Origin of the sequence: Roseovarius pacificus (assembly GCF_900142665.1) — a bacterium.
In the GTDB taxonomy this organism is placed as follows: domain Bacteria; phylum Pseudomonadota; class Alphaproteobacteria; order Rhodobacterales; family Rhodobacteraceae; genus Roseovarius; species Roseovarius pacificus.
Genome location: NZ_FRBR01000014.1, coordinates 1 through 17,767, shown reverse-complemented (window position 1 = coordinate 17,767; position 17,767 = coordinate 1). Strand labels below are relative to the sequence as shown.

Sequence of the window (17,767 nt, the reverse complement as noted above, 5' to 3'; positions counted from 1 at the left end):
GAAAACGGTACGGACCTTGGAAAATTCCGTCCAGCCTCACACCCGCATCGGCATGACGACGTAAACCGCGCTGGTATCGTTGCCTTCGCGCATCAGCGTGGGATCGCCGGACGAGTTGAACATGAACACGGCGTTTTCACGATCAACCTGGCTGGCGATTTCCTGCAAGTATTTGGCGTTAAAGCCGATTTCCAGCCTCTCATCGCCATAGGCGACGGCCAGTTCCTCTTCGGCGGCGCCGCTGTCGGGGGCGTTGACGGACAGGATCAGGCGGTCTTCGTCCAATGTCAGCTTCACCGCGCGCGAGCGTTCGGAACTGACGGTCGCCACACGATCCACGGCTTGCGCGAATTCGGCGGCGTCCACCTCGAGCTTGCGGGTGTTTCCCTGCGGGATGACGCGGGTGTAATCGGGGAAGGTGCCGTCGATCACCTTGGAGGTCAGGGTGATATCGGGTGTGGCGAAACGCACCTTGGTTTCGCTGACCGATACGGCGATCTGCATATCGTCGTCGTCCAGCAGCTTGCGCAACTCACCCACGGTTTTGCGGGGCACGATCACGCCGGGCATGTCGCCTGCACCTTCGGGAAGCTCGGCATCGACACGGGCCAGACGGTGGCCATCTGTGGCGACGCAGCGCAGCACCTTGCCGCCTTCGGCATCGGCGACGTGCATGTAGACACCGTTCAGGTAATAGCGGGTTTCCTCGGTGGAAATGGCGAATTTCGACTTGTCGAACAGGCGGCGCAGCACGGGCGCGGGGGCGCTGAAATTGCTGCTGTATTCCGATGAGGCCATCACCGGAAAGTCTTCTTTCGGCAAGGTGGCGAGGTTGAAGTTCGAGCGCCCGGCCTCGACCGTCAGGCGGCCCGACGCCCCGTCATCGGCCAGCGTGACAAGCGCGCCATCGGGCAGTTTGCGCACGATCTCGTGCAGGGTCACGGCGCTGACGGTGGTGGCGCCTGCGCGTTCGACCTGCGCCGGGGCCTTGTCGACCACTTCGATATCCAGATCGGTGGCGCGGAAATGAACGGCATCGCCTTCGGCCTCGATCAGGACGTTGGCAAGGATCGGAATGGTGTTGCGCCGCTCGACGACAGATTGCGCCTGCGACACGGCCTTGAGCAGCGTCCCGCGTTCGATGCTGAGTTTCATGCCCTTGCTCCCTGAACCTGAATAGGTGCCGGCCCCGCGCCGGAGGGGCACGTTAGCAACTTCCCCTTGCGGCTCAAGCCTTTTGTTGTGTTTTGAGTGCTAAATGCCTGAGCGTCAAGGGCGGCCCCGCATCGAGGCAAGGCCGCTTGTCGCAGTGAACACGGTTTGGGCGCTTCAGCCTTCGAGCGTGCGACGCAGGATTTCCAGATCTTCGGCGATCTGACCATCCTGAATTTGCAGTTCCTCGATGCGCTTGACGCCGTGCATGACGGTGGTGTGATCCCGGCCCCCGAAGCGGCGGCCGATCTCGGGCAGCGAGCGGCTGGTCATCTGCTTGCACAGGTACATGGCCACCTGACGCGGGCGGGCAAAGGCACGCAGGCGCTTGGGGCCGATCATGTCGGACAGGCGGATGTTGTAATGGTCGGCAACCTGACGCTGAATTTCCTCGACGCTGATCTTGCGCTCGGACGCGCGCAGCACATCGGCCAGGCAATCCTGCGTCAGTTCGAGCGTGATCTTATGCCCCACCAGAGAGGCGAAGGCGAAAAGCCGGGTCAGCGCGCCTTCGAGAACGCGGACATTGGTGCTGATGCGGTGAGCGAGGAATTCCAGCACGCCATCGGCCATTTCAAGGCCGGGATAGGTTTTGGCGAACTGTTCGGACTTGGATTGCAGGATGCCGAGGCGCAGCTCGTAATCCGTCGGGTGCAGATCGACCACAAGGCCGCATTGCAGGCGTGACTTGATCCGTTCCTCGAGGTTGGCGATTTCACCCGGCGCGCGATCGCCCGAGATGATGATCTGCTTGTTCTGATCCACCAAGGCATTGAAAGTGTGGAAAAATTCCTCTTGCGTGCTGTCCTTGCCAGCAATGAACTGAACGTCATCCACCATCAGAACATCGACCGATCGGAACAGTTCCTTGAAGTCCATCATCTTGCGATCGCGCAACGCCTGAACGAAACGATACATGAACTGTTCCGCAGAAAGGTACAGGATGTTCATATCCGGGCGGCGGGATTTCAGCTCCCACGCGATGGCGTGCATGAGGTGCGTTTTCCCCAGCCCGACACCACCGTACAAAAAGAGCGGATTGAAGGTTACGGGGCCGCCTTCGGCCACGCGTTTGGCAGCGGCATGCGCCAGCTCATTGGGCTTGCCGACCACGAACGTGTCGAAGGTGAACCGTTCATCCAACGGTGCGGTGTTCAGCCGGTCATCTGAACCGGCGGACCCTGACCGTGCCGGTGCTTTGGGATGCTGTTCGCCGGATTCGGACTTTGCGGTCATGGGGACAGAAGTGGGGCTGTGGCCGGAATTGGCGGCGGCGCTGAATTTCACGCGCCTGATTTGCGGTGCGACCGTGTTCATCTGATACAGGATCAGATCCCCGAAATTCTGAGACACATAGTTGCCCAGGAAGCTGGTCGGTACGCTGAAAGTGGCCACGCCATCGGAGACTCCGGACAGCTCGAGCGGTTCGATCCAGTTTGTATAATTGTTCTTGCCGACCGTCTTGAGAAGTTCCTGCTTGAGTTGGCCCCATTGTTCCTGCGTCATTCGTTCCTGTCCCGCGCTTTGTCGCTTCATCCTTGTCCCGCGCATAACAGGCGCGGGCTATTGCGTTTCTGCACGAGGGTGAATTTGGAACAAAAGAACCCTGCCGTCGCGAAAGACGACGGATGCCAAGCCCTGTCCCGAGCCCAAATTCCCAATAAATGTGACAGCGCACATATCGCAGCCTTTCCCCATTGGCTGCGATATCATTGTGCACGTCACATAACGTCTAGTGGACAGGGTGCATGACAACAGCGTTGCCTACGCGCCCAATGGCGTCCGTGGCCGTATCGGTCATGGCCGCCGCTTGTCCCCCCAAGCGTGAATCGCATGCTGAAGCTAGCAAGTTGCCATGCCACGCGGCAACTGATCTTCGCGCTTGACATGACGTTTCTGTGAAAAGAATCTCCCGGCCGTTTTCAGACCGTCACAAAAGAAAAAAGCGCCGGTTCAACCGGCGCCTTTTGGATCAATGATTTAGCACGAAAACGCTTAGCCGAGCGCCTTAACGCGCGCCGACAGGCGCGATATTTTGCGTGAGGCGGTGTTCTTGTGGAAGACGCCTTTGGTGACGCCGCGCATCAGTTCGGGTTGGGCGGCGCGCAGGGCGGCCTGGGCTGCGTCCTTGTCCCCCGAGGCGATTGCCTCTTCGACCTTGCGCAGGTGGGTACGGATGCGCGAACGGCGCGCTTTGTTGACGGCAAGACGGCGTTCGTTCTGGCGAGCGCGTTTCTTGGACTGGGGCGTATTTGCCATTTGAATCAGACCTCTATCAGGTTTGCGTTGTCTAAATAGCGCGTCGCAAACCCACAGGCCGGCATCGTGATTGCCGTAGCTGATTCTGGCCAGGGCGGGCCGCACGCGCATGTATGACGACGCCCTATAGAGAAGTTTTTCGGGTTTGAAAAGCCGAATCTGCCCGCCCTGGCCCACGGCGGCGCGGCCTTTGGGATCGTACAAAACGTACGAAACACATGCCCGTTTCGTACGAAACGGAAAAGGGCGCGCCGGTCAGGCGCGCCCCGTCATGTCGGCCGTTCGCGATCTTACTTGTCGCGGAACTGCGGTTCGCGTTTTTCGACGAAGGCGGCCATGCCTTCGGACTGGTCTTCGGTCGCAAACAGCGAGTGGAAGACGCGGCGTTCGAACAACAGCCCTTCGCGCAGGGTGGTTTCGTAGGAGCGGTTCACCGATTCCTTGATCGCCATGGTGGTGATCATGGATTTCTCGGCGATCTTTTCCGCGACGCTGCGGGCTTCTTCCATCAGTTTCTTGACGGGCACCACGCGGCTGACCAGGCCGGAGCGTTCGGCCTCGTCCGCGTCCATGAAGCGGCCGGTCAGGTTCATGTCCATCGCCTTGGACTTGCCGATGAAACGGGTCAGGCGCTGGCTGCCGCCCAAACCGGCCATAACGCCGAGATTGATTTCGGGCTGGCCGAATTTGGCGGTGTCCGAGGCGATGATGAAATCGCACATCATCGCCAGTTCGCAACCACCGCCCAAGGCATAGCCGGATACGGCGGCGACGATGGGTTTGCGGATGCTCATGATGGCATCGCTTTCGGGGCCGAAGAGGTCTTCGGAGAAGACGTCGACGAAGCCCTTTTCACTCATCATCTTGATGTCGGCACCGGCGGCGAACGCCTTTTCCGAGCCGGTCAGGATGACACAGCGCACCTTGTCATTCGCCTGTGCCTCTTTCAGCGCCTTGCACAGCTCGGTCATGAGCTGGGCGTTCAGGGCATTGAGGGCATCGGGGCGATTGAGTTTGATAAGGGCGACGTGGTCTTCTATTTCGACGATGATCGTCTCATAGGCCATGAAATCTGCTTTCGCTTGTTTCTGTCAGGACGGATTCCTTACCACGGTCTGCGCATTGATCAACCTCATCTTTGGCAGGAGGGACAATAGAAGCTGGACCGCCCCGACTGCACGATGCGGTGAATCGTGTTCGTGCAGCCCGGTGTGCGGCAGGGCTGCCCTTCGCGGTCGTAGACATCGAAACTGTGCTGAAAATAGCCAAGTTCCCCGTCTGCCTGCCGAAAATCCCGCAGCGAGGACCCGCCCGCGCGGATCGCATCGCGCAGCACGTCGCGGATGATCGGCACCAGCGCCGCCGCGCGGGCGCGCGAAATGTTCCGGGCGCGACGTTTTGGCGAGATTCCGGCGCGATAGAGTGCCTCGCACACGTAAATATTGCCGAGTCCGGCCACGATTCGCTGATCCAGGAGGGCGGATTTGATCGGTGTGTTGCGGGTTTTCAGGGCGTCGGCCAGATAGGATTCGTCAAAGGCATTGCCCAGGGGTTCCGGCCCCAGTTTGGCCAGCAGGGGGTGGGTGTCGGCGGCGGCGGTGTCCATCAGATCCATCGCCCCGAAGCGGCGCGGATCGTTGAAGGTGATGCGCGCGCCATTATCCATGTCGAACACCACATGATCGTGTTTTTGCGGTGTGGGGTGATCGTGGTGGAATTGCCCCAACGGATCGCCCGATACGGTCATGCGGCCCGACATGCCGAGGTGAATCAGAAGCGATTCCCCGCCTGACAGATCGGCCAGAATGTATTTCGAGCGCCGCCGGAGGGCCGTCACCCGCTGCCCGGTCAGCCGGGCGGCCATGTTTTCGGGAAAGGGCCAGCGCAAATCGGGGCGGTTGACCTGCGCGCTGGCGATCACCGCGCCCTCCATCGCGGGGACGAGGCCGCGGCGCACTGTCTCAACCTCGGGCAATTCGGGCATTGGCACTCCTTCAAGGGCAACGGACGTGAGGCGCTGCTTACACATAAAGCCAATACAGTGTGTCGTCACGATGCCGCTGAAGAAAAGCCACAATTCTGCGGTTTGACTGGGCCGGTCTGGCAGGAAATTCGAAAAATGTCTTTTATTTATAAACTTATCTTTATGATCGGCATGGCAATGTTTGTTTATGCTGGCGCTGCTTTCCTGCTTCGAGTGGAGAACAGCGCTGCCCTAGATCGGCCAGCGGCATCGCCCGCCTCTCCGGCCGAATTCAAGGAACGCCGTGCGCTCGGCTTCAAAATTGAAAAACTGGCTCGGTACGAATACGCCCCGTCTGCCCGCGTGAAGCGGCTGGCCGAGGTGCATGTTGACGGTGACCGACAATGGTACAGCTATGCGCCGAAACGCAGCGGCGCGTTACCGATTGTTATTTTGCTGCATGGAGCGGGGCGCAACGGGCTATCGATGATCGAGATGTGGCAAAGCACGGCTGATCGCTTTGGCATTGTCCTTGTTGCCCCCGATTCCGAAGCACAATCCTGGACGATAAGCCCGTCCAGTGCCGCCTTTCTGGCCTCCCTCGTGGATAAGGCCGCTGCGCATCACCACATTGACCGGTCCCGAGCCTATCTCTTTGGTCATTCTGCGGGTGCCGTCTATGCGCAGGTATTGTTGAATCGCTTTGAGACCCCATGGCAAGCGGCGGCGATTCACGGCGGCTATGCGCCCGCTGACGAACTGGTCGAGGTTTATGCCGAAACCAAACCGTTGAGAATCTATCTAGGGGAGGCGGATCACCTGTTTTCTGTCGAGCAGGCGCGCCTAACGGGGCAAACGATGGCCGCACGTGGCCATGACACCGAATTGGTCCTCATTCCCGATCACACCCATTGGTTTTACCAAGCCGGTCCGCAGATTGCCGAGGAGAGCTATCGCTGGTTTCGCAGCGTTACGCCCTGAGCGCAGCAAGCCCACCCAAGCGCCTTGAAATAACGCCGCATTGTATCCGCATTGCATCCGCCTATAAAGAGAGCGAAGAGAGAAGGCGGCAAGGTACATGACCGAGGAAACCACCCATTTCGGATTTCAGGAAGTGCCCGAAGGCGAAAAGGCGGGGCGCGTGCGCGGTGTGTTCGGCTCGGTTGCGTCGAAATACGACGTGATGAACGATGCCATGAGTTTTGGCATTCACCGCATCTGGAAAGACGCGATGATGGACTGGCTGGCGCCACGGCCCGGCCAGCGGTTGCTGGATGTGGCCGGGGGCACGGGCGATATCAGTTTCCGGTTCCTGAAACGCGCGGGCCGCGGCCATGCCACGGTGCTGGATCTGACCGAGCCGATGCTGATCGAGGGGCGCAAGCGCGCCGAGGCCGAACAGATGGCGGGCAGTCTGGATTGGGTGGTGGGCGACGCGATGGCGTTGCCGTTCGAGGACAATACTTTTGACGTTTACACGATCAGTTTCGGCATCCGGAACGTCACCCGCCCGCAAGAGGCGCTGAATGAGGCGTTTCGGGTGCTGAAACCCGGTGGGCGATTGATGGTGCTGGAGTTCAGCCAGATTCCGAACGACCTGATGCAGTGGGCCTATGATCTGTATTCGTTCAATATCATCCCGCGCATGGGGCAGGTCATCGCCGGGGACAGGGACAGCTATCAGTACCTGGTCGAATCGATCCGCAAGTTTCCCGATCAGGAGACATTCCTTGGCATGGTGCGCAGCGCCGGGTTCGGGAACGCGAAGTATCGCAATCTGAGCATGGGCATTGCCTGCCTGCATTCGGGCTGGAAGATCTAGGATGCGCGGGCCTCACAACATTTTGCGCCTGATCCGCACCGGCGCCACGCTGGAACGCACGGGCGCCATGGGTGTGGTCATGGACGCGATGGATGCGCCGCCGCTGGTGCGTGGCACGATGCGGTTCCTCGCGTGGCCGTTTCAATGGCTGGGCTATCGCGGCGATCCCGGGATGCCGCCGGCCACCCGCGCGCTGACGGCGCTGGGCCCGGCCTATATCAAGTTCGGGCAGATCCTGTCCACGCGGCCCGATCTGGTGGGCGAGGATCTGGCCACGCAGTTGCGCGTGTTGCAGGACAAGCTGCCGCCGTTTCCGGTGGAGGTTGCCAAGCAGTCGGTCGAGGATCAGCTGGGGCAGCCCGTGGAGGCGGTGTTCGACGAGTTCAGCGCGCCGGTGGCAGCGGCCTCGATCGCGCAGGTGCATCGCGCGAGGCTGCGCGAAACCGGCGAGGCGGTGGCCGTCAAGGTGCTGCGCCCCGGTATCGAAAAGGCGTTCCGCAAGGATATCAACGCGTTCTATTTCGCGGCGAAGATGATCGAATTCCTGTCGCCTGCCTCGCGCCGGTTGCGCCCGACGGACGTGATTGCGCATTTCGAGGGCGTGGTCATGGGCGAGCTGGATTTGCGGCTCGAGGCGTCTTCGGCCAGCGAGTTCGCCGCCAACACATCGGACGATGAAGGCTTCGCCCTGCCGCAGATCAACTGGGGCCTGTCGGGGCGGCGGGTGATGACCATGGGCTGGGCCGATGGTGTGCCGCTGGGCGACAACGCGGCGCTGGATGCTGCCGGGCATGACCGCGTGGCGCTGGGCGAGCGGGTGTTGCAGCTGTTCCTGAGCCATGCGCTGCGCGACGGGTATTTCCATGCCGACATGCATCAGGGCAACCTGAAGGTCGCGCCCTCGGGTGAGATCATCGCCTATGATTTCGGGATCATGGGGCATATCGACGAGTATACCCGCAAGGTTTACGCCGAGATCCTCTATGGCTTCATCAAGCGCGATTACCAGCGCGTGGCCGAGGTGCATTTCGAGGCCGGGTATGTGCCCGCCGACCGTGACGTGGACGAGTTCGCCCGTGCGCTGCGCGCGGTGGGAGAGCCGATTTTCGGCATGGATGCCTCGCATATCTCGATGGGCAACCTGCTGAGCTATCTGTTCGAGGTGACGGAACGGTTCGGGATGGAAACCCGCACCGAGCTGATCCTGCTGCAACGCACGATGGTGGTGGTCGAGGGCGTGGCGCGCTCGCTGAGCCCGCAGATCAACATCTGGCAGGTGGCGAGGCCGGTGGTCGAGGCGTATATCCGCAAGAATATCGGGCCGCACGCCGCTGTGCGCGATCTGCAAAAGACGCTGGCGGTGCTGGCGCGCTATGGGCCGCGGCTGCCCGGTATCGTGGAAAACGCGCTGATCCGGCAATCCATGCCCGTGGTGACCCAGCCCTCCGGCGGGCGGTTGGTGCCGTTCTTGTGGGCACTGGGCGGGGCGGGCGCCGGGGCCGCGGTGACATTGGCTGCGATCTGGATCGGCTGATTTTCGCCTGTGGAGTCACGAAAATGCGACAGGCGATAAGATGTCTTGAAAAACACCCTTAAAGCGAGTTGTTGTCATCAATACCCGCCGTTAGACTCCTCCCCAATGACAAATGTGGAGTGGTCGCTTGACCCGTTTTTCCAACATCGCCCTGGCCGCCGCCGCGACGCTATGCCCGCTATCGGCGGGTGCCGACAATCTGACGACGACCGTGACCAACAGCTATGGTTTACCGGGCGGGCTGATAGATATGCCCACAGCCGAAATGGCGCCCGATGGGCAACTGTCGGCGACAGCGTTCTATTTCGACGGATTCGGACGCAGCACGCTGAGTTTTCAGATCACACCGTGGCTGAGCGGCAGCTTTCGCTATTCCGGCACCGAGGATTTAACGCCGCAGTTTTCCACCTATTACGACCGCAGTTTCGATCTGAAACTGCGCCTTTTGAAGGAAGGCACGTACACGCCGGCCGTGGCCATCGGCTTGCAGGATTTTCTGGGTACGGGCCTGTTGGGAGCGGAATACCTTGTTGCTAGCAAATCCTTTGGCGACCGCCTGAAGGTGTCGGGCGGATTCGGCTGGGGGCGGCTGGGGTCGCGCAATAATTTCGACGGGTTCGGCACGCGCGATCCGTTCAGTTTCGCCGGTGTCGGCACGGGCGGCGATGTCGATACATCCAACTGGTTCCGTGGCGATATCGGCGTGTTCGGCGGGTTCACCTATGACATCACGGACAGGCTGACCTTTGCGGCCGAGTATTCGTCGGACGGGTACGATATCGAACAGGCTGCGGGCGTGTTCCGGCGCGGGTCTCCCTATAATTTCGCCCTGACCTACAAATTGACGCCCGACGCCAATCTGCGGGTGTATTCGCTGTATGGTGAAAAGGTCGGCGTGAGCCTGTCCTTTGGCCTGAATCCCAAGAACATGCCCGTTCCCGGCGGGATCGAGCAGGCACCGCTGCCGGTGGCCGTGCGCGACCCGGAGAGCGCACGGGACCTTGGATGGGCCACGCAACCCACGGCGCGCAACGCCCTGTCCGAACAGTTGCAGGATATGCTGGCCAAGGATCAGCTTGACCTTGTCGGGCTCGAGCTGAGCGATACGACGGCGCATGTAGCGATCAACAATACCACGTATGACCAGCCGGCACAGGCCCTTGGCCGCACGGCGCGGATCATGACGCGCGCCCTGCCCGCCTCGGTCGAGACGTTCCGTATCACCTTTTCGGAAAAGGGAGGCATGCCCGGAACGACCGTCACCTTGCGGCGCAGCGATCTGGAGCGGCTGGAACATGCGCCTGCCGATCAGACGCTGGCGGCGGCGAGTTTCGATGACAGCCTGCGCTATGGGGGGATGCCCGCGCCCGTTGTCGACCGGTTCCCGCGATTCAACTGGGCGATCGCACCGTTTACCCGTATCAGCCTTTTCGATCCCGACAATCCCGTGCGTGCCGATGTGGCGCTGCGGTTCGAGGCGCAAGTCGAACTCGGCAAAGGATGGGTCGCGGATGGCGGCACATCGGTCAAACTGTTCGGGAACCTGGACAAGACCACACAGGTCAGCAACTCGCGGCTGCCAAGGGTCCGGTCGGATGCCGCGATTTACGCCCGCGAGGATGGGCCGCGGCTGGATTGGCTGACGCTGAGCAAATATCACCGGCTTGCACCCGATATCTTTGCCCGCGCCACGGTTGGCTATCTCGAACAGATGTATGCGGGGGCCTCGGCCGAAGTATTGTGGCGCCCCGTGAACAGCCGCCTGGCCATTGGCGGCGAGGTGAATTACGTGCAGCCGCGCGATTTCGACAGCGGATTCGGGCTGCGCAGCCGCCGCACCGTCAGTGGCACCATCCCTGAATTCAACGGCCATGCCTCGATCTATTACGATTTCGGCAACGGCTTCCACGGGCAGTTGGATGCGGGCCGCTATCTGGCCGGAGACTGGGGCGCGACCATTTCCCTTGACCGTGAATTCGAAAATGGCTGGCGTATCGGGGCCTTTGCCACGAAAACCGACGTATCGGCGCAGGACTTCGGCGAAGGGTCGTTCGACAAGGGGATTCGGATTACCGCACCTGTATCGTGGCTGCTTGGAACGCCGACGCGGCAATCGCCCACGGCGGTTATCCGGTCGCTGACCCGCGACGGGGGCCAGCGGCTGAATGTCAGGGGCCGGTTGTACGAGACAGTGCGCCCCTCGCGACAAACCGATATTGCCGACAGCTGGGGCAAGTTCTGGAGATGAGCATGACCTTCCTGACCCGCCTTGGCCTGTTTGGCTGTGTCGCGACGCTGGCCGCCTGTTCCAGCGTGGAGAACCGGCAGAATGTCTTCACCGTCGGCAAGGCAGTGATCGGCCAGCTTTCGGCGAACAAACCTGCCGAGCCCGATCCCAATGAAGTGGCCCGCGTGGCGCAGCATGCGCTGACCCACAGCACCGGACCGCTGGCGATCTATCGTCTGGAAGAACGCAAGGCGGTTGCCATAATCAGGCCCATTGCCCGAAACGGAGCCTATCAGACATGGGCATCCTACGGCAGTTCCGAACGCCGCAGCATCAGCAGCCGCAACGGGATTCTGACGGCCACGCGAGGGCTGGGCAATGACCTGATGTCGTCCGACATCGATGCCCTGCTGGCTCTGGTGAGCCACCGGCAGGCCGGCACAGCATCTATCGAACAACGCTATCTGGACGGCGAGAATCAGACTGTCACAATCAGGTCGGATTGTACGGTGTCCCGTGGCGAATCGGAGGCCTTCGCGGATGGAACCGGCCGGACGGTACGGGTCACGCGCATGATGGCGCAGTGTGAGCAGGACGAACGCCGCGTGACGAACAGCTATCTGGTGACGGATGCCGGTGAAATCGTGCAATCGCGCCATTGGGCGGGCCCGACGATGGGGCACAGCGTGGTGCAACGCCTGCGGTGATTCGGGAACGATTACGGCAAACAAGAAACGGGCCCAAGCGGGCCCGTTTCTGTATTCGTAACGGCAGTTTGCGCAGCTGCGCTTAGAAACCGGTGGTGGTGGTGGTGACGATAGGTCCGTCATCGCTACCCGATGCGGCGACCACGCCAACCAGAATGACACCTGCAACGATGGCGGCCGTCGTACCGGCGCCAACGCCCAGACCCAGGGAGCCTGTGGTTCCTTGCGACGACACGAACGGGTCAGCGTTTACACTGGCTTTGGTTTCTTCAGCGGCAACCGGAGCAGCGGCGGTGACAGCGAGAGCTGCAGCAGCTGCGATAGTCGAAAATTTCTTCATGACACTCTCCAAACCATTTGGACGACAGTTACACCCCGAAGGGATTGGGATCACTATGGCATACATGCCCCGGAAAACAACCTTTATTCGCCTTAAACGGGTAACCGGCCACGCCTTGCGCATATTTGCAACAAACCCTGCCTATTCCTGCATCAGCGTGATAAGCGCCTGCTGTTCGGTCTGGGCCGCGATACGCGCCTGAGCGTCTCCCTGCTCGTGACGCCAGAGGCAATAGGCGAGCATCCGCCAGTGATACCACGGGGCAAGCGCGCGATACCGCTCCGCCATGCCGGGCCATGCGTAACTGGCCAGAAACGCGGCCCTTTCAACGGGTTTCAGGGGGTGTCCCCGGTAGGCAAGCTGCATCGCGGGCGACAGGAATACCGCCAGATCCTCGCACGGGTCGCCTATGGACGGGCATTGCCAGTCGATCAGGCAGGCCGTGTTGCCCGAGACCACCATGTTTCCGGGCACCGGATCGCCGTGCAGCAAGACCGCCTGCCCCGATGGGGCAACCGAAGGACAGGACGGCTCCAGTGCCGCCGCCGCTCGCGCCGCGTGCGATGAACACAACCGCAGGATGGTGCGGGTCTGATCGGCAAGCGCGGCGCTGCCATCGGGGGAACGGCGCAGATTCGCCGGAGGGGTCGCGGCATGGACCCGGTGCAGCGCCCGCGCCGCGATGGCGGCCCCCCCGGCCCAGTTCGTTCCCGCGACATGGCCGTAGATCAGGCAGGGGCCAAGGGGCGTTTCGGCAAAATCCAGAAGCCGGGGGGCGATCCCCTGCCCCTGAAGGTGGCGCAGCACATGACGCTCGACCTGGGGGTCGTTCGGGAACAGCGGGTTTCCGGGATCGCCGGTATAGAGCTTGACGACCACCGGGGGGCCGGACGGCGCCGTCACCTGCCACAGGCGATTCGTGCGCCCGCCCGACAGCGGGTGCCAACGGCCTTCGACCGCCACGCTGCCATGCGATGCAAGCGCCGCGCGCAGGCTGTCGATCATGGCTTGGTCCGGCTGGGTATTCATCGAAGGCACTGTATCCTGCGCGGTGTCGGGGACACCGGACGCTAAGGCACAGGACAGGCCCAGGCAATAGCCATCACTCCTGTGGCGCGCGCAGGCTGAGCACCTTGTCCGAGGCCACCTCTTGCCCGCCCTCCATGACAAGGGCGATTTGCCCGTCGGTATTGCGCGCCTCGACGATCCGGCCATGCACCTGAACCGGGCTGTCCGACAGGTGTTCTCCATTGGCGAACGAGGCCAGCGTGATCGCGTAACGCCCATGCGGGAGGGGTATGCCGCCCGCCCCGATACCGGCCCATGTAACCGCCCCGGCCTGAGCCGGGACATCGGTGCGCTGCACGACGATCCCGCGACTGTCGGTCACGACAAGCTGCGCGGTATCCGCCAGCGTGTCTGGCTGAAGGGTCAGGGTGACCGGAGAGCCATCGAACTGCACCGGAACCTCGGCACGAGCCTCCATCCCCACCCAGCCGGACAGTTGCGCCATGCCGATCGCACCCATCCTGTCGCCAAGGGATTCGAGCAACTGGTTGGTGCGCACCTGCTGTTCGACATTGGAGAAGGTGGCCAGTTGGACGGCAAAATCCTCTGACGCGACAGGGTTCAGGGGGTCCTGATTGCGCATTTGCGCGGTCAACATCTTGAGGAAGGTTTCGAAATCCGAGCTGATGGCGGGCTTGTCAGCCGCACCCGCGGCTTGGGTGGCGGTCTGGGACGCGGAGGCTGTTTGGGTCGTCGTTGGAGATATGGATGTCATTTTGAGCCTGTTCAGAGTCTGATATCGACGTGTTCGGTGGAAACGTGCAGGGGTGGGAGAGGGGTGTCCGACGGCTCGGCCAAGTGCTGCACCGTCGCGGGGGCATCGGAGGTGGATTGCCCGGCATCGCCATCCTGGCCAGCCCCGCCATCGCTCTGGCCGAATGTAAATTCAGCGGTGCCATAGCCCATATCATGGAATTCCTGCGCCAGGATGTCCGCGTGCCGGCGCATCAGGTCGAGCGTTTCGCCACGCTCGGCCAGTACGGTCACGACAATCATGCCGTCACCGGGGGCCATGCTGATCCGGACGCGCCCCAGTTCGGCGGGGTTGAGCATCAGTTCCACCGCACGCTCCGGCCCCGGCCCTGCGCCGCGCTGAACGGCCTCGGCCAATTGCGCGGCGATGTGGCGCGGCACATCCGGGACGGATGAGGGGGCCGTTGTTCTGGGAGCATGGGGGCCTTCGACCATAACAGAGCGAAATTCCGTCACCGACATGGACTCTGGCTGGAAAGCGAGCCGTGACAGAGCCTGCGACTCATCCTGTGCGGCGCTGCGCACCCCTGTTGGGAGGGGCAACGCGGGCGAAGCCGGTATTGTATCGGATTGGCCGTGAGCTTTCGCCGACGGCCGAGGACTCCCGGTTTCCGGGCGGATGGCTGATTGGGAAGAACCAGACGTCTGCAATATCTCAGTGGGCTCACGGGCCGCGGGTGCCGCCGTTTCGGGCCCTGTCGCGTTCAAAGCCCTGGGCGGTATTGACGTTTGCCCGCCTTTCCCCCTGTCAGAAATGATTGCGACGAAACCGGGCAGGCCCTGCTGAACAGGGGTGTCTCTGGCCAACATGACGGACCGTTTGCCCGGCATGGGCAACGCAATATTCGGGGCCATCGCGGAAGAGATATCGTGCGGCGGCATAGCCGTGTCTACCGCTTTTGGGGCCGTATCAGTGACAGATTGATCGACGCCTGGGCTCATCACGGTCGAAAATTGTTCCTTTTGCGCCGCGGCCTGTGCCGACGGAATCCTGACGAGGTTCGATGCATGTTCTGCGCCCGGTCCCACCGGGGCGACGCGCGGGAAATCCGGCGGGGCATCTGGCATTGGATTCACATAAGCCGGTTCCGCATCCTGCAATTCTGCGGGCATCTCCCCGGCGCTATCGGCCACATGCGGAGGCTGGTCCGGACCAGGGGCATCGCCACCCGCGATCTGACCGGAAACCTTTCCGGAACCGGCGATCTGTCCTGTATCGGCTGCGAACACCTTCCCGAAACTGTCGGGGTGGTCCGCGAGAACGCGTTTCTTTTGTCCAGGGACGGGCGAACTGGCCCGGTCACCCGCTGACGGATCGCTTGGCATAGCAAGGGAAAGGATCATCGCATGCTCCGGGATTTCTTCCTCAACGGATCGAGCATGGCAGAGTCCGGTTACTGCTTCTTTACCGGTTTAGGCTCAAATAGAGGTCAGTTCTTTCAATTCGAGGCAAAACAGTGACTGATTTTTTACCACTTCCCCCACCCGGCCCCAAGACCACGACACAGGCGCACGATAGCACGGCAATGGCCGCCGCCAGGAAACTGGAAGCCAGCTTTCTGGCGGAAATGTTGAAATCGACGGGGCTGGGGGAACAAAAGAACAGCTTTTCCGGCAATGCCGGCGAAGATCAGTTCGCCTCGTTTCACCGACAGGCCATTGCCGACCGAATGGTGGAAAGCGGCGGGATCGGGCTGGCCGAGATGTTCTGTAAATCCATGATGGAGAAAAGCGATGACTGAAGATACGCCCCAAACCCTGATCGACCGGCTGGACGATCTGCTGGAAACCGAACGCAGCGCGCTTCTGGCCGGGGATCTGGAAACCATCGCCTCGCTTCTGGCGCGGAAAGAGGCCCTGATCGACGCCCTGAACAGGATGCAACCGAACGACCGGGGTGCTCTAGAAAAGCTGCATGAAAAGGTCACACGCAATCAGGCCCTTCTGGACGGTGCGTTGCAGGGGATTCGCAGGGTCGCGGCCCGCATGGCGGCGATGCGCCGGATTCGCCGGTCGCTTGAAACCTACGATCAAAGCGGGCGTCGGCAGGTCATAGAAGGCGAAGTGGTGCACAAGGTCGAAAAACGAGCCTGATGCAATTGTTTCAAATGCTGGCAAGACGAACCTTCTGGCTTAGCATTCCGTTAGTACTTGTTCCCGATGCTGAACGGGCATCCCGAAACGGATGGCGCAACCACGGACTACCCCGCCGGCTGCATACGTCAGAACGACACCGAGACCGTCCCGTTCGGGCCGGAAAGTGAAATCGGTGCAAAGCACCACAGGCTAAGGAACATTCTATGTCCAGCATCCTAACCAACAACAGCGCCATGGTGGCCCTGCAAACCCTGCAATCTATCAACGGCAACCTGGCCAAGACGCAGGATATGATCTCGACCGGCAAGGAAATCGCCACCGCCAAGGATAACTCGACCGTCTGGATGACCTTCGCGTTCGAGGAATACGCTCGCTGCGTCTGGATCATGTCGGTCAGTTCACCCGCGACATCGGTTGCCGATTCCTCGCGGGCAAAGGCCACCACATCGCCGGTCGGGCCATCACCCGCATCCCACAGGAAAAACGAACCGCTGTTCGATGAGGGTATGAATGTCTGCTTGTCGATGGACACCATGCCGTTGGGGTTGGGCAAATCCACCAAGGGAACCTGATAGATGGTGCGGGTGATCCCGGTATCGTATGATGCATGAACAAAGCCATTCGCATCCACTTCTACCGCCACCATGTTGCCAACCGGCGATCCGTCCTTGGAAATCGACAGAGGCGCAAAGCTGTCGGACAGTTGCGTCAACCCATTCGAGGCCCCCAATTGTCCGATATTGATTTCAAGCGGACCGCCGGCAACATTCACGATAACGCTGCCATTGGCCGGGTCATATGCCCCCCCTGACAGGGTCGAAACCGCCAGAAGCGTACCGCCCGAGGCGCGGGCATCGTCAAATGTAAGAGAATATTCACCGATCACGGCCCCGTCCTGCGCAGAGTCCGTCAGCGTCATGGTCCATTGATTGGACGACCCGCTGGCAGGGATCACCGGCGCAAACTCGATCATGATATTTTCCGAGATGCCGAGGTTGTCATAATATTCAACCGGCAATCTCCGTGACTCGCCCGTTGCCCCTGCATCCGTCTCGGTCCCCGGCAGATTGATGCCCAGGCTTATTTCGGTCGTGGGTTCACCGGTCAGCTGGTCCGCATTGATCTGAACGGGCTCAAGACCATCGCTGGTATCGCGCGGAAATTCAGGGACATTTCCGTCGGGGCCGGCGGGCCACCCCAGCAAAACAAGGCCCGAATCCGTCGCCAAACGGCCTTGGGCATCGGTTCGAAACGAGCCTGTTGTCGTCAGCAGCATCTGGGGATCGCCATTGCCAATCTCAACCTGGCTGGCGGCCGCAACAGGCAACATCCCGCGGCCGCGTACCGCCAGATCCGTTGGATTTGACGTTGGGACAAGCGGGCCGCTTTCGTCGATCAGCCTATGCGTGCTGGAACGAACGCCCCCTGCCGAATAGCTGCCGCCACCCGAGGAAATAACAAGCGACTGAAAGTCGGTTTCGACACGCTTGTAGCCATAGGTTGCCGAGTTCGCGATGTTGTCGGAAATGGCGGCAAGGCGGGCCGCATTGGCCGACAAGCCCGCAACACCGGCATTGAGGGAGGAAGAAATCGTCATGGATACACCTTTCTGCTGTACCAGGGGTTGTCCCGATCCAGCATGGGGCATGTTCATTTAACAGCGGGTGAACAAATAAAATCCGCCACAATTCCCTAGGCGGCGTCTGCATTTAGGGGATTCCCAAATCAGCCTCCGTTTGATTCAAGATCAAAAACGGGAGGCGATCTTGAGCAGACGGACTTTGA

At 61.2% G+C, this 17,767-nt stretch carries 17 protein-coding genes and 2 pseudogenes; 9 read left to right on the top strand and 10 right to left on the bottom strand.

Features of this window, described 5'->3' with window-relative positions:
• Positions 1–36 precede the first annotated feature (36 nt).
• From dnaN to mutM, 5 genes are all read right to left on the bottom strand, one after another.
• Positions 37–1,155 (bottom strand): DNA polymerase III subunit beta, encoded by a 1,119-nt coding sequence (gene dnaN, locus BUB53_RS17865; protein ID WP_073036632.1) that lies wholly within the window; start codon positions 1,153–1,155, stop codon positions 37–39.
• Between the two features lie 174 nt (positions 1,156–1,329).
• Positions 1,330–2,718 (bottom strand): chromosomal replication initiator protein DnaA, encoded by a 1,389-nt coding sequence (dnaA, locus tag BUB53_RS17860; RefSeq protein ID WP_229709589.1) that lies wholly within the window; start codon positions 2,716–2,718, stop codon positions 1,330–1,332.
• A gap of 489 nt (positions 2,719–3,207) precedes the next feature.
• The gene (rpsT, locus tag BUB53_RS17855; RefSeq protein ID WP_073036819.1) at positions 3,208–3,471 is read right to left on the bottom strand and encodes a 30S ribosomal protein S20; all 264 of its coding nucleotides are present in this window, start codon (positions 3,469–3,471) and stop codon (positions 3,208–3,210) included.
• A gap of 290 nt (positions 3,472–3,761) precedes the next feature.
• The gene (locus BUB53_RS17850) at positions 3,762–4,538 is read right to left on the bottom strand and encodes an enoyl-CoA hydratase (protein WP_073036619.1); all 777 of its coding nucleotides are present in this window, start codon (positions 4,536–4,538) and stop codon (positions 3,762–3,764) included.
• A gap of 65 nt (positions 4,539–4,603) precedes the next feature.
• Positions 4,604–5,455, bottom strand: coding sequence for a bifunctional DNA-formamidopyrimidine glycosylase/DNA-(apurinic or apyrimidinic site) lyase (mutM, locus tag BUB53_RS17845; RefSeq protein WP_073036617.1), 852 nt, complete (start codon positions 5,453–5,455; stop codon positions 4,604–4,606).
• A gap of 135 nt (positions 5,456–5,590) precedes the next feature.
• On the opposite strand from mutM, the gene BUB53_RS17840 reads away from it, so the two are divergent.
• The 5 genes from BUB53_RS17840 to BUB53_RS17820 all read left to right on the top strand — a co-directional run bounded on the left by BUB53_RS17840 (position 5,591) and on the right by BUB53_RS17820 (position 11,724).
• Positions 5,591–6,415: a dienelactone hydrolase family protein gene (locus tag BUB53_RS17840; RefSeq protein WP_073036615.1), complete on the top strand. Its 825-nt coding sequence runs from the start codon at positions 5,591–5,593 to the stop codon at positions 6,413–6,415.
• Positions 6,416–6,512: 97 nt separating this feature from the next.
• Positions 6,513–7,256 (top strand): bifunctional demethylmenaquinone methyltransferase/2-methoxy-6-polyprenyl-1,4-benzoquinol methylase UbiE, encoded by a 744-nt coding sequence (ubiE, locus tag BUB53_RS17835; protein WP_073036613.1) that lies wholly within the window; start codon positions 6,513–6,515, stop codon positions 7,254–7,256.
• 1 nt (position 7,257) lies between these two features.
• Entirely contained in the window at positions 7,258–8,790 is a 1,533-nt protein-coding gene (gene ubiB / locus BUB53_RS17830; protein WP_073036611.1) for a 2-polyprenylphenol 6-hydroxylase, read from the top strand.
• Between the two features lie 127 nt (positions 8,791–8,917).
• Positions 8,918–11,038, top strand: a complete 2,121-nt coding sequence (locus BUB53_RS17825) for a YjbH domain-containing protein (protein ID WP_308424336.1) — start codon at positions 8,918–8,920, stop codon at positions 11,036–11,038.
• Between the two features lie 2 nt (positions 11,039–11,040).
• Positions 11,041–11,724: a YjbF family lipoprotein gene (locus BUB53_RS17820; RefSeq protein ID WP_084729299.1), complete on the top strand. Its 684-nt coding sequence runs from the start codon at positions 11,041–11,043 to the stop codon at positions 11,722–11,724.
• Between the two features lie 82 nt (positions 11,725–11,806).
• Here BUB53_RS17820 and BUB53_RS17815 read toward each other — a convergent pair whose 3' ends face one another.
• The 4 genes from BUB53_RS17815 to BUB53_RS22845 form a co-directional block, all read right to left on the bottom strand.
• Positions 11,807–12,064, bottom strand: a complete 258-nt coding sequence (locus BUB53_RS17815) for a hypothetical protein (protein WP_073036607.1) — start codon at positions 12,062–12,064, stop codon at positions 11,807–11,809.
• Between the two features lie 141 nt (positions 12,065–12,205).
• Positions 12,206–13,093, bottom strand: a complete 888-nt coding sequence (locus BUB53_RS17810; protein ID WP_084729297.1) for a phosphotransferase family protein — start codon at positions 13,091–13,093, stop codon at positions 12,206–12,208.
• A gap of 73 nt (positions 13,094–13,166) precedes the next feature.
• Positions 13,167–13,847 (bottom strand): flagellar hook capping FlgD N-terminal domain-containing protein, encoded by a 681-nt coding sequence (locus BUB53_RS17805; RefSeq protein WP_084729296.1) that lies wholly within the window; start codon positions 13,845–13,847, stop codon positions 13,167–13,169.
• An 11-nt stretch (positions 13,848–13,858) separates the two neighbouring features.
• On the bottom strand, positions 13,859–14,347 hold the full coding sequence (locus BUB53_RS22845; protein WP_159437867.1) for a flagellar hook-length control protein FliK: 489 nt from the start codon (positions 14,345–14,347) through the stop codon (positions 13,859–13,861).
• Positions 14,348–15,019: 672 nt separating this feature from the next.
• On the opposite strand from BUB53_RS22845, the gene BUB53_RS22840 reads away from it, so the two are divergent.
• The 4 genes and pseudogenes from BUB53_RS22840 to BUB53_RS23515 all read left to right on the top strand — a co-directional run.
• The gene (locus BUB53_RS22840) at positions 15,020–15,196 is read left to right on the top strand and encodes a hypothetical protein (RefSeq protein WP_159437866.1); all 177 of its coding nucleotides are present in this window, start codon (positions 15,020–15,022) and stop codon (positions 15,194–15,196) included.
• A gap of 146 nt (positions 15,197–15,342) precedes the next feature.
• Positions 15,343–15,627, top strand: a complete 285-nt coding sequence (locus BUB53_RS17790) for a rod-binding protein (protein WP_308424337.1) — start codon at positions 15,343–15,345, stop codon at positions 15,625–15,627.
• Entirely contained in the window at positions 15,620–15,979 is a 360-nt protein-coding gene (locus tag BUB53_RS17785; RefSeq protein WP_073036599.1) for a hypothetical protein, read from the top strand. Before BUB53_RS17790 ends, BUB53_RS17785 begins: the two co-directional genes overlap by 8 nt.
• Positions 15,980–16,185: 206 nt before the next feature.
• Positions 16,186–16,326: pseudogene (locus BUB53_RS23515) on the top strand (flagellin N-terminal helical domain-containing protein); the annotation flags it as partial.
• On the opposite strand, the pseudogene BUB53_RS17780 reads toward BUB53_RS23515, so the two are convergent.
• Positions 16,314–17,579, bottom strand: a pseudogene (locus BUB53_RS17780) (flagellar hook protein FlgE); the annotation flags it as partial. The pseudogenes BUB53_RS23515 and BUB53_RS17780 overlap by 13 nt on opposite strands.
• Between the last annotated feature and the right edge of the window lie 188 nt (positions 17,580–17,767).

What these genes read in the sequence shown, in the direction of transcription:
- BUB53_RS22840 (WP_159437866.1), top strand. Translation starts at nt 15,020, where the DNA reads ATGCGGAGGCTGGTCCGGACCAGGGGCATCGCCACCCGCGATCTGACC.
- BUB53_RS17785 (WP_073036599.1), top strand. Translation starts at nt 15,620, where the DNA reads ATGACTGAAGATACGCCCCAAACCCTGATCGACCGGCTGGACGATCTG.
- BUB53_RS17805 (WP_084729296.1), bottom strand. Translation starts at nt 13,847, where the DNA reads ATGACATCCATATCTCCAACGACGACCCAAACAGCCTCCGCGTCCCAG.
- ubiE (WP_073036613.1), top strand. Translation starts at nt 6,513, where the DNA reads ATGACCGAGGAAACCACCCATTTCGGATTTCAGGAAGTGCCCGAAGGC.
- ubiB (WP_073036611.1), top strand. Translation starts at nt 7,258, where the DNA reads ATGCGCGGGCCTCACAACATTTTGCGCCTGATCCGCACCGGCGCCACG.
- BUB53_RS17850 (WP_073036619.1), bottom strand. Translation starts at nt 4,538, where the DNA reads ATGGCCTATGAGACGATCATCGTCGAAATAGAAGACCACGTCGCCCTT.
- BUB53_RS17815 (WP_073036607.1), bottom strand. Translation starts at nt 12,064, where the DNA reads ATGAAGAAATTTTCGACTATCGCAGCTGCTGCAGCTCTCGCTGTCACC.
- dnaA (WP_229709589.1), bottom strand. Translation starts at nt 2,718, where the DNA reads ATGACGCAGGAACAATGGGGCCAACTCAAGCAGGAACTTCTCAAGACG.
- mutM (WP_073036617.1), bottom strand. Translation starts at nt 5,455, where the DNA reads ATGCCCGAATTGCCCGAGGTTGAGACAGTGCGCCGCGGCCTCGTCCCC.
- rpsT (WP_073036819.1), bottom strand. Translation starts at nt 3,471, where the DNA reads ATGGCAAATACGCCCCAGTCCAAGAAACGCGCTCGCCAGAACGAACGC.
- BUB53_RS17840 (WP_073036615.1), top strand. Translation starts at nt 5,591, where the DNA reads ATGTCTTTTATTTATAAACTTATCTTTATGATCGGCATGGCAATGTTT.
- dnaN (WP_073036632.1), bottom strand. Translation starts at nt 1,155, where the DNA reads ATGAAACTCAGCATCGAACGCGGGACGCTGCTCAAGGCCGTGTCGCAG.
- BUB53_RS22845 (WP_159437867.1), bottom strand. Translation starts at nt 14,347, where the DNA reads ATGTCGGTGACGGAATTTCGCTCTGTTATGGTCGAAGGCCCCCATGCT.
- BUB53_RS17810 (WP_084729297.1), bottom strand. Translation starts at nt 13,093, where the DNA reads ATGAATACCCAGCCGGACCAAGCCATGATCGACAGCCTGCGCGCGGCG.
- BUB53_RS17820 (WP_084729299.1), top strand. Translation starts at nt 11,041, where the DNA reads ATGACCTTCCTGACCCGCCTTGGCCTGTTTGGCTGTGTCGCGACGCTG.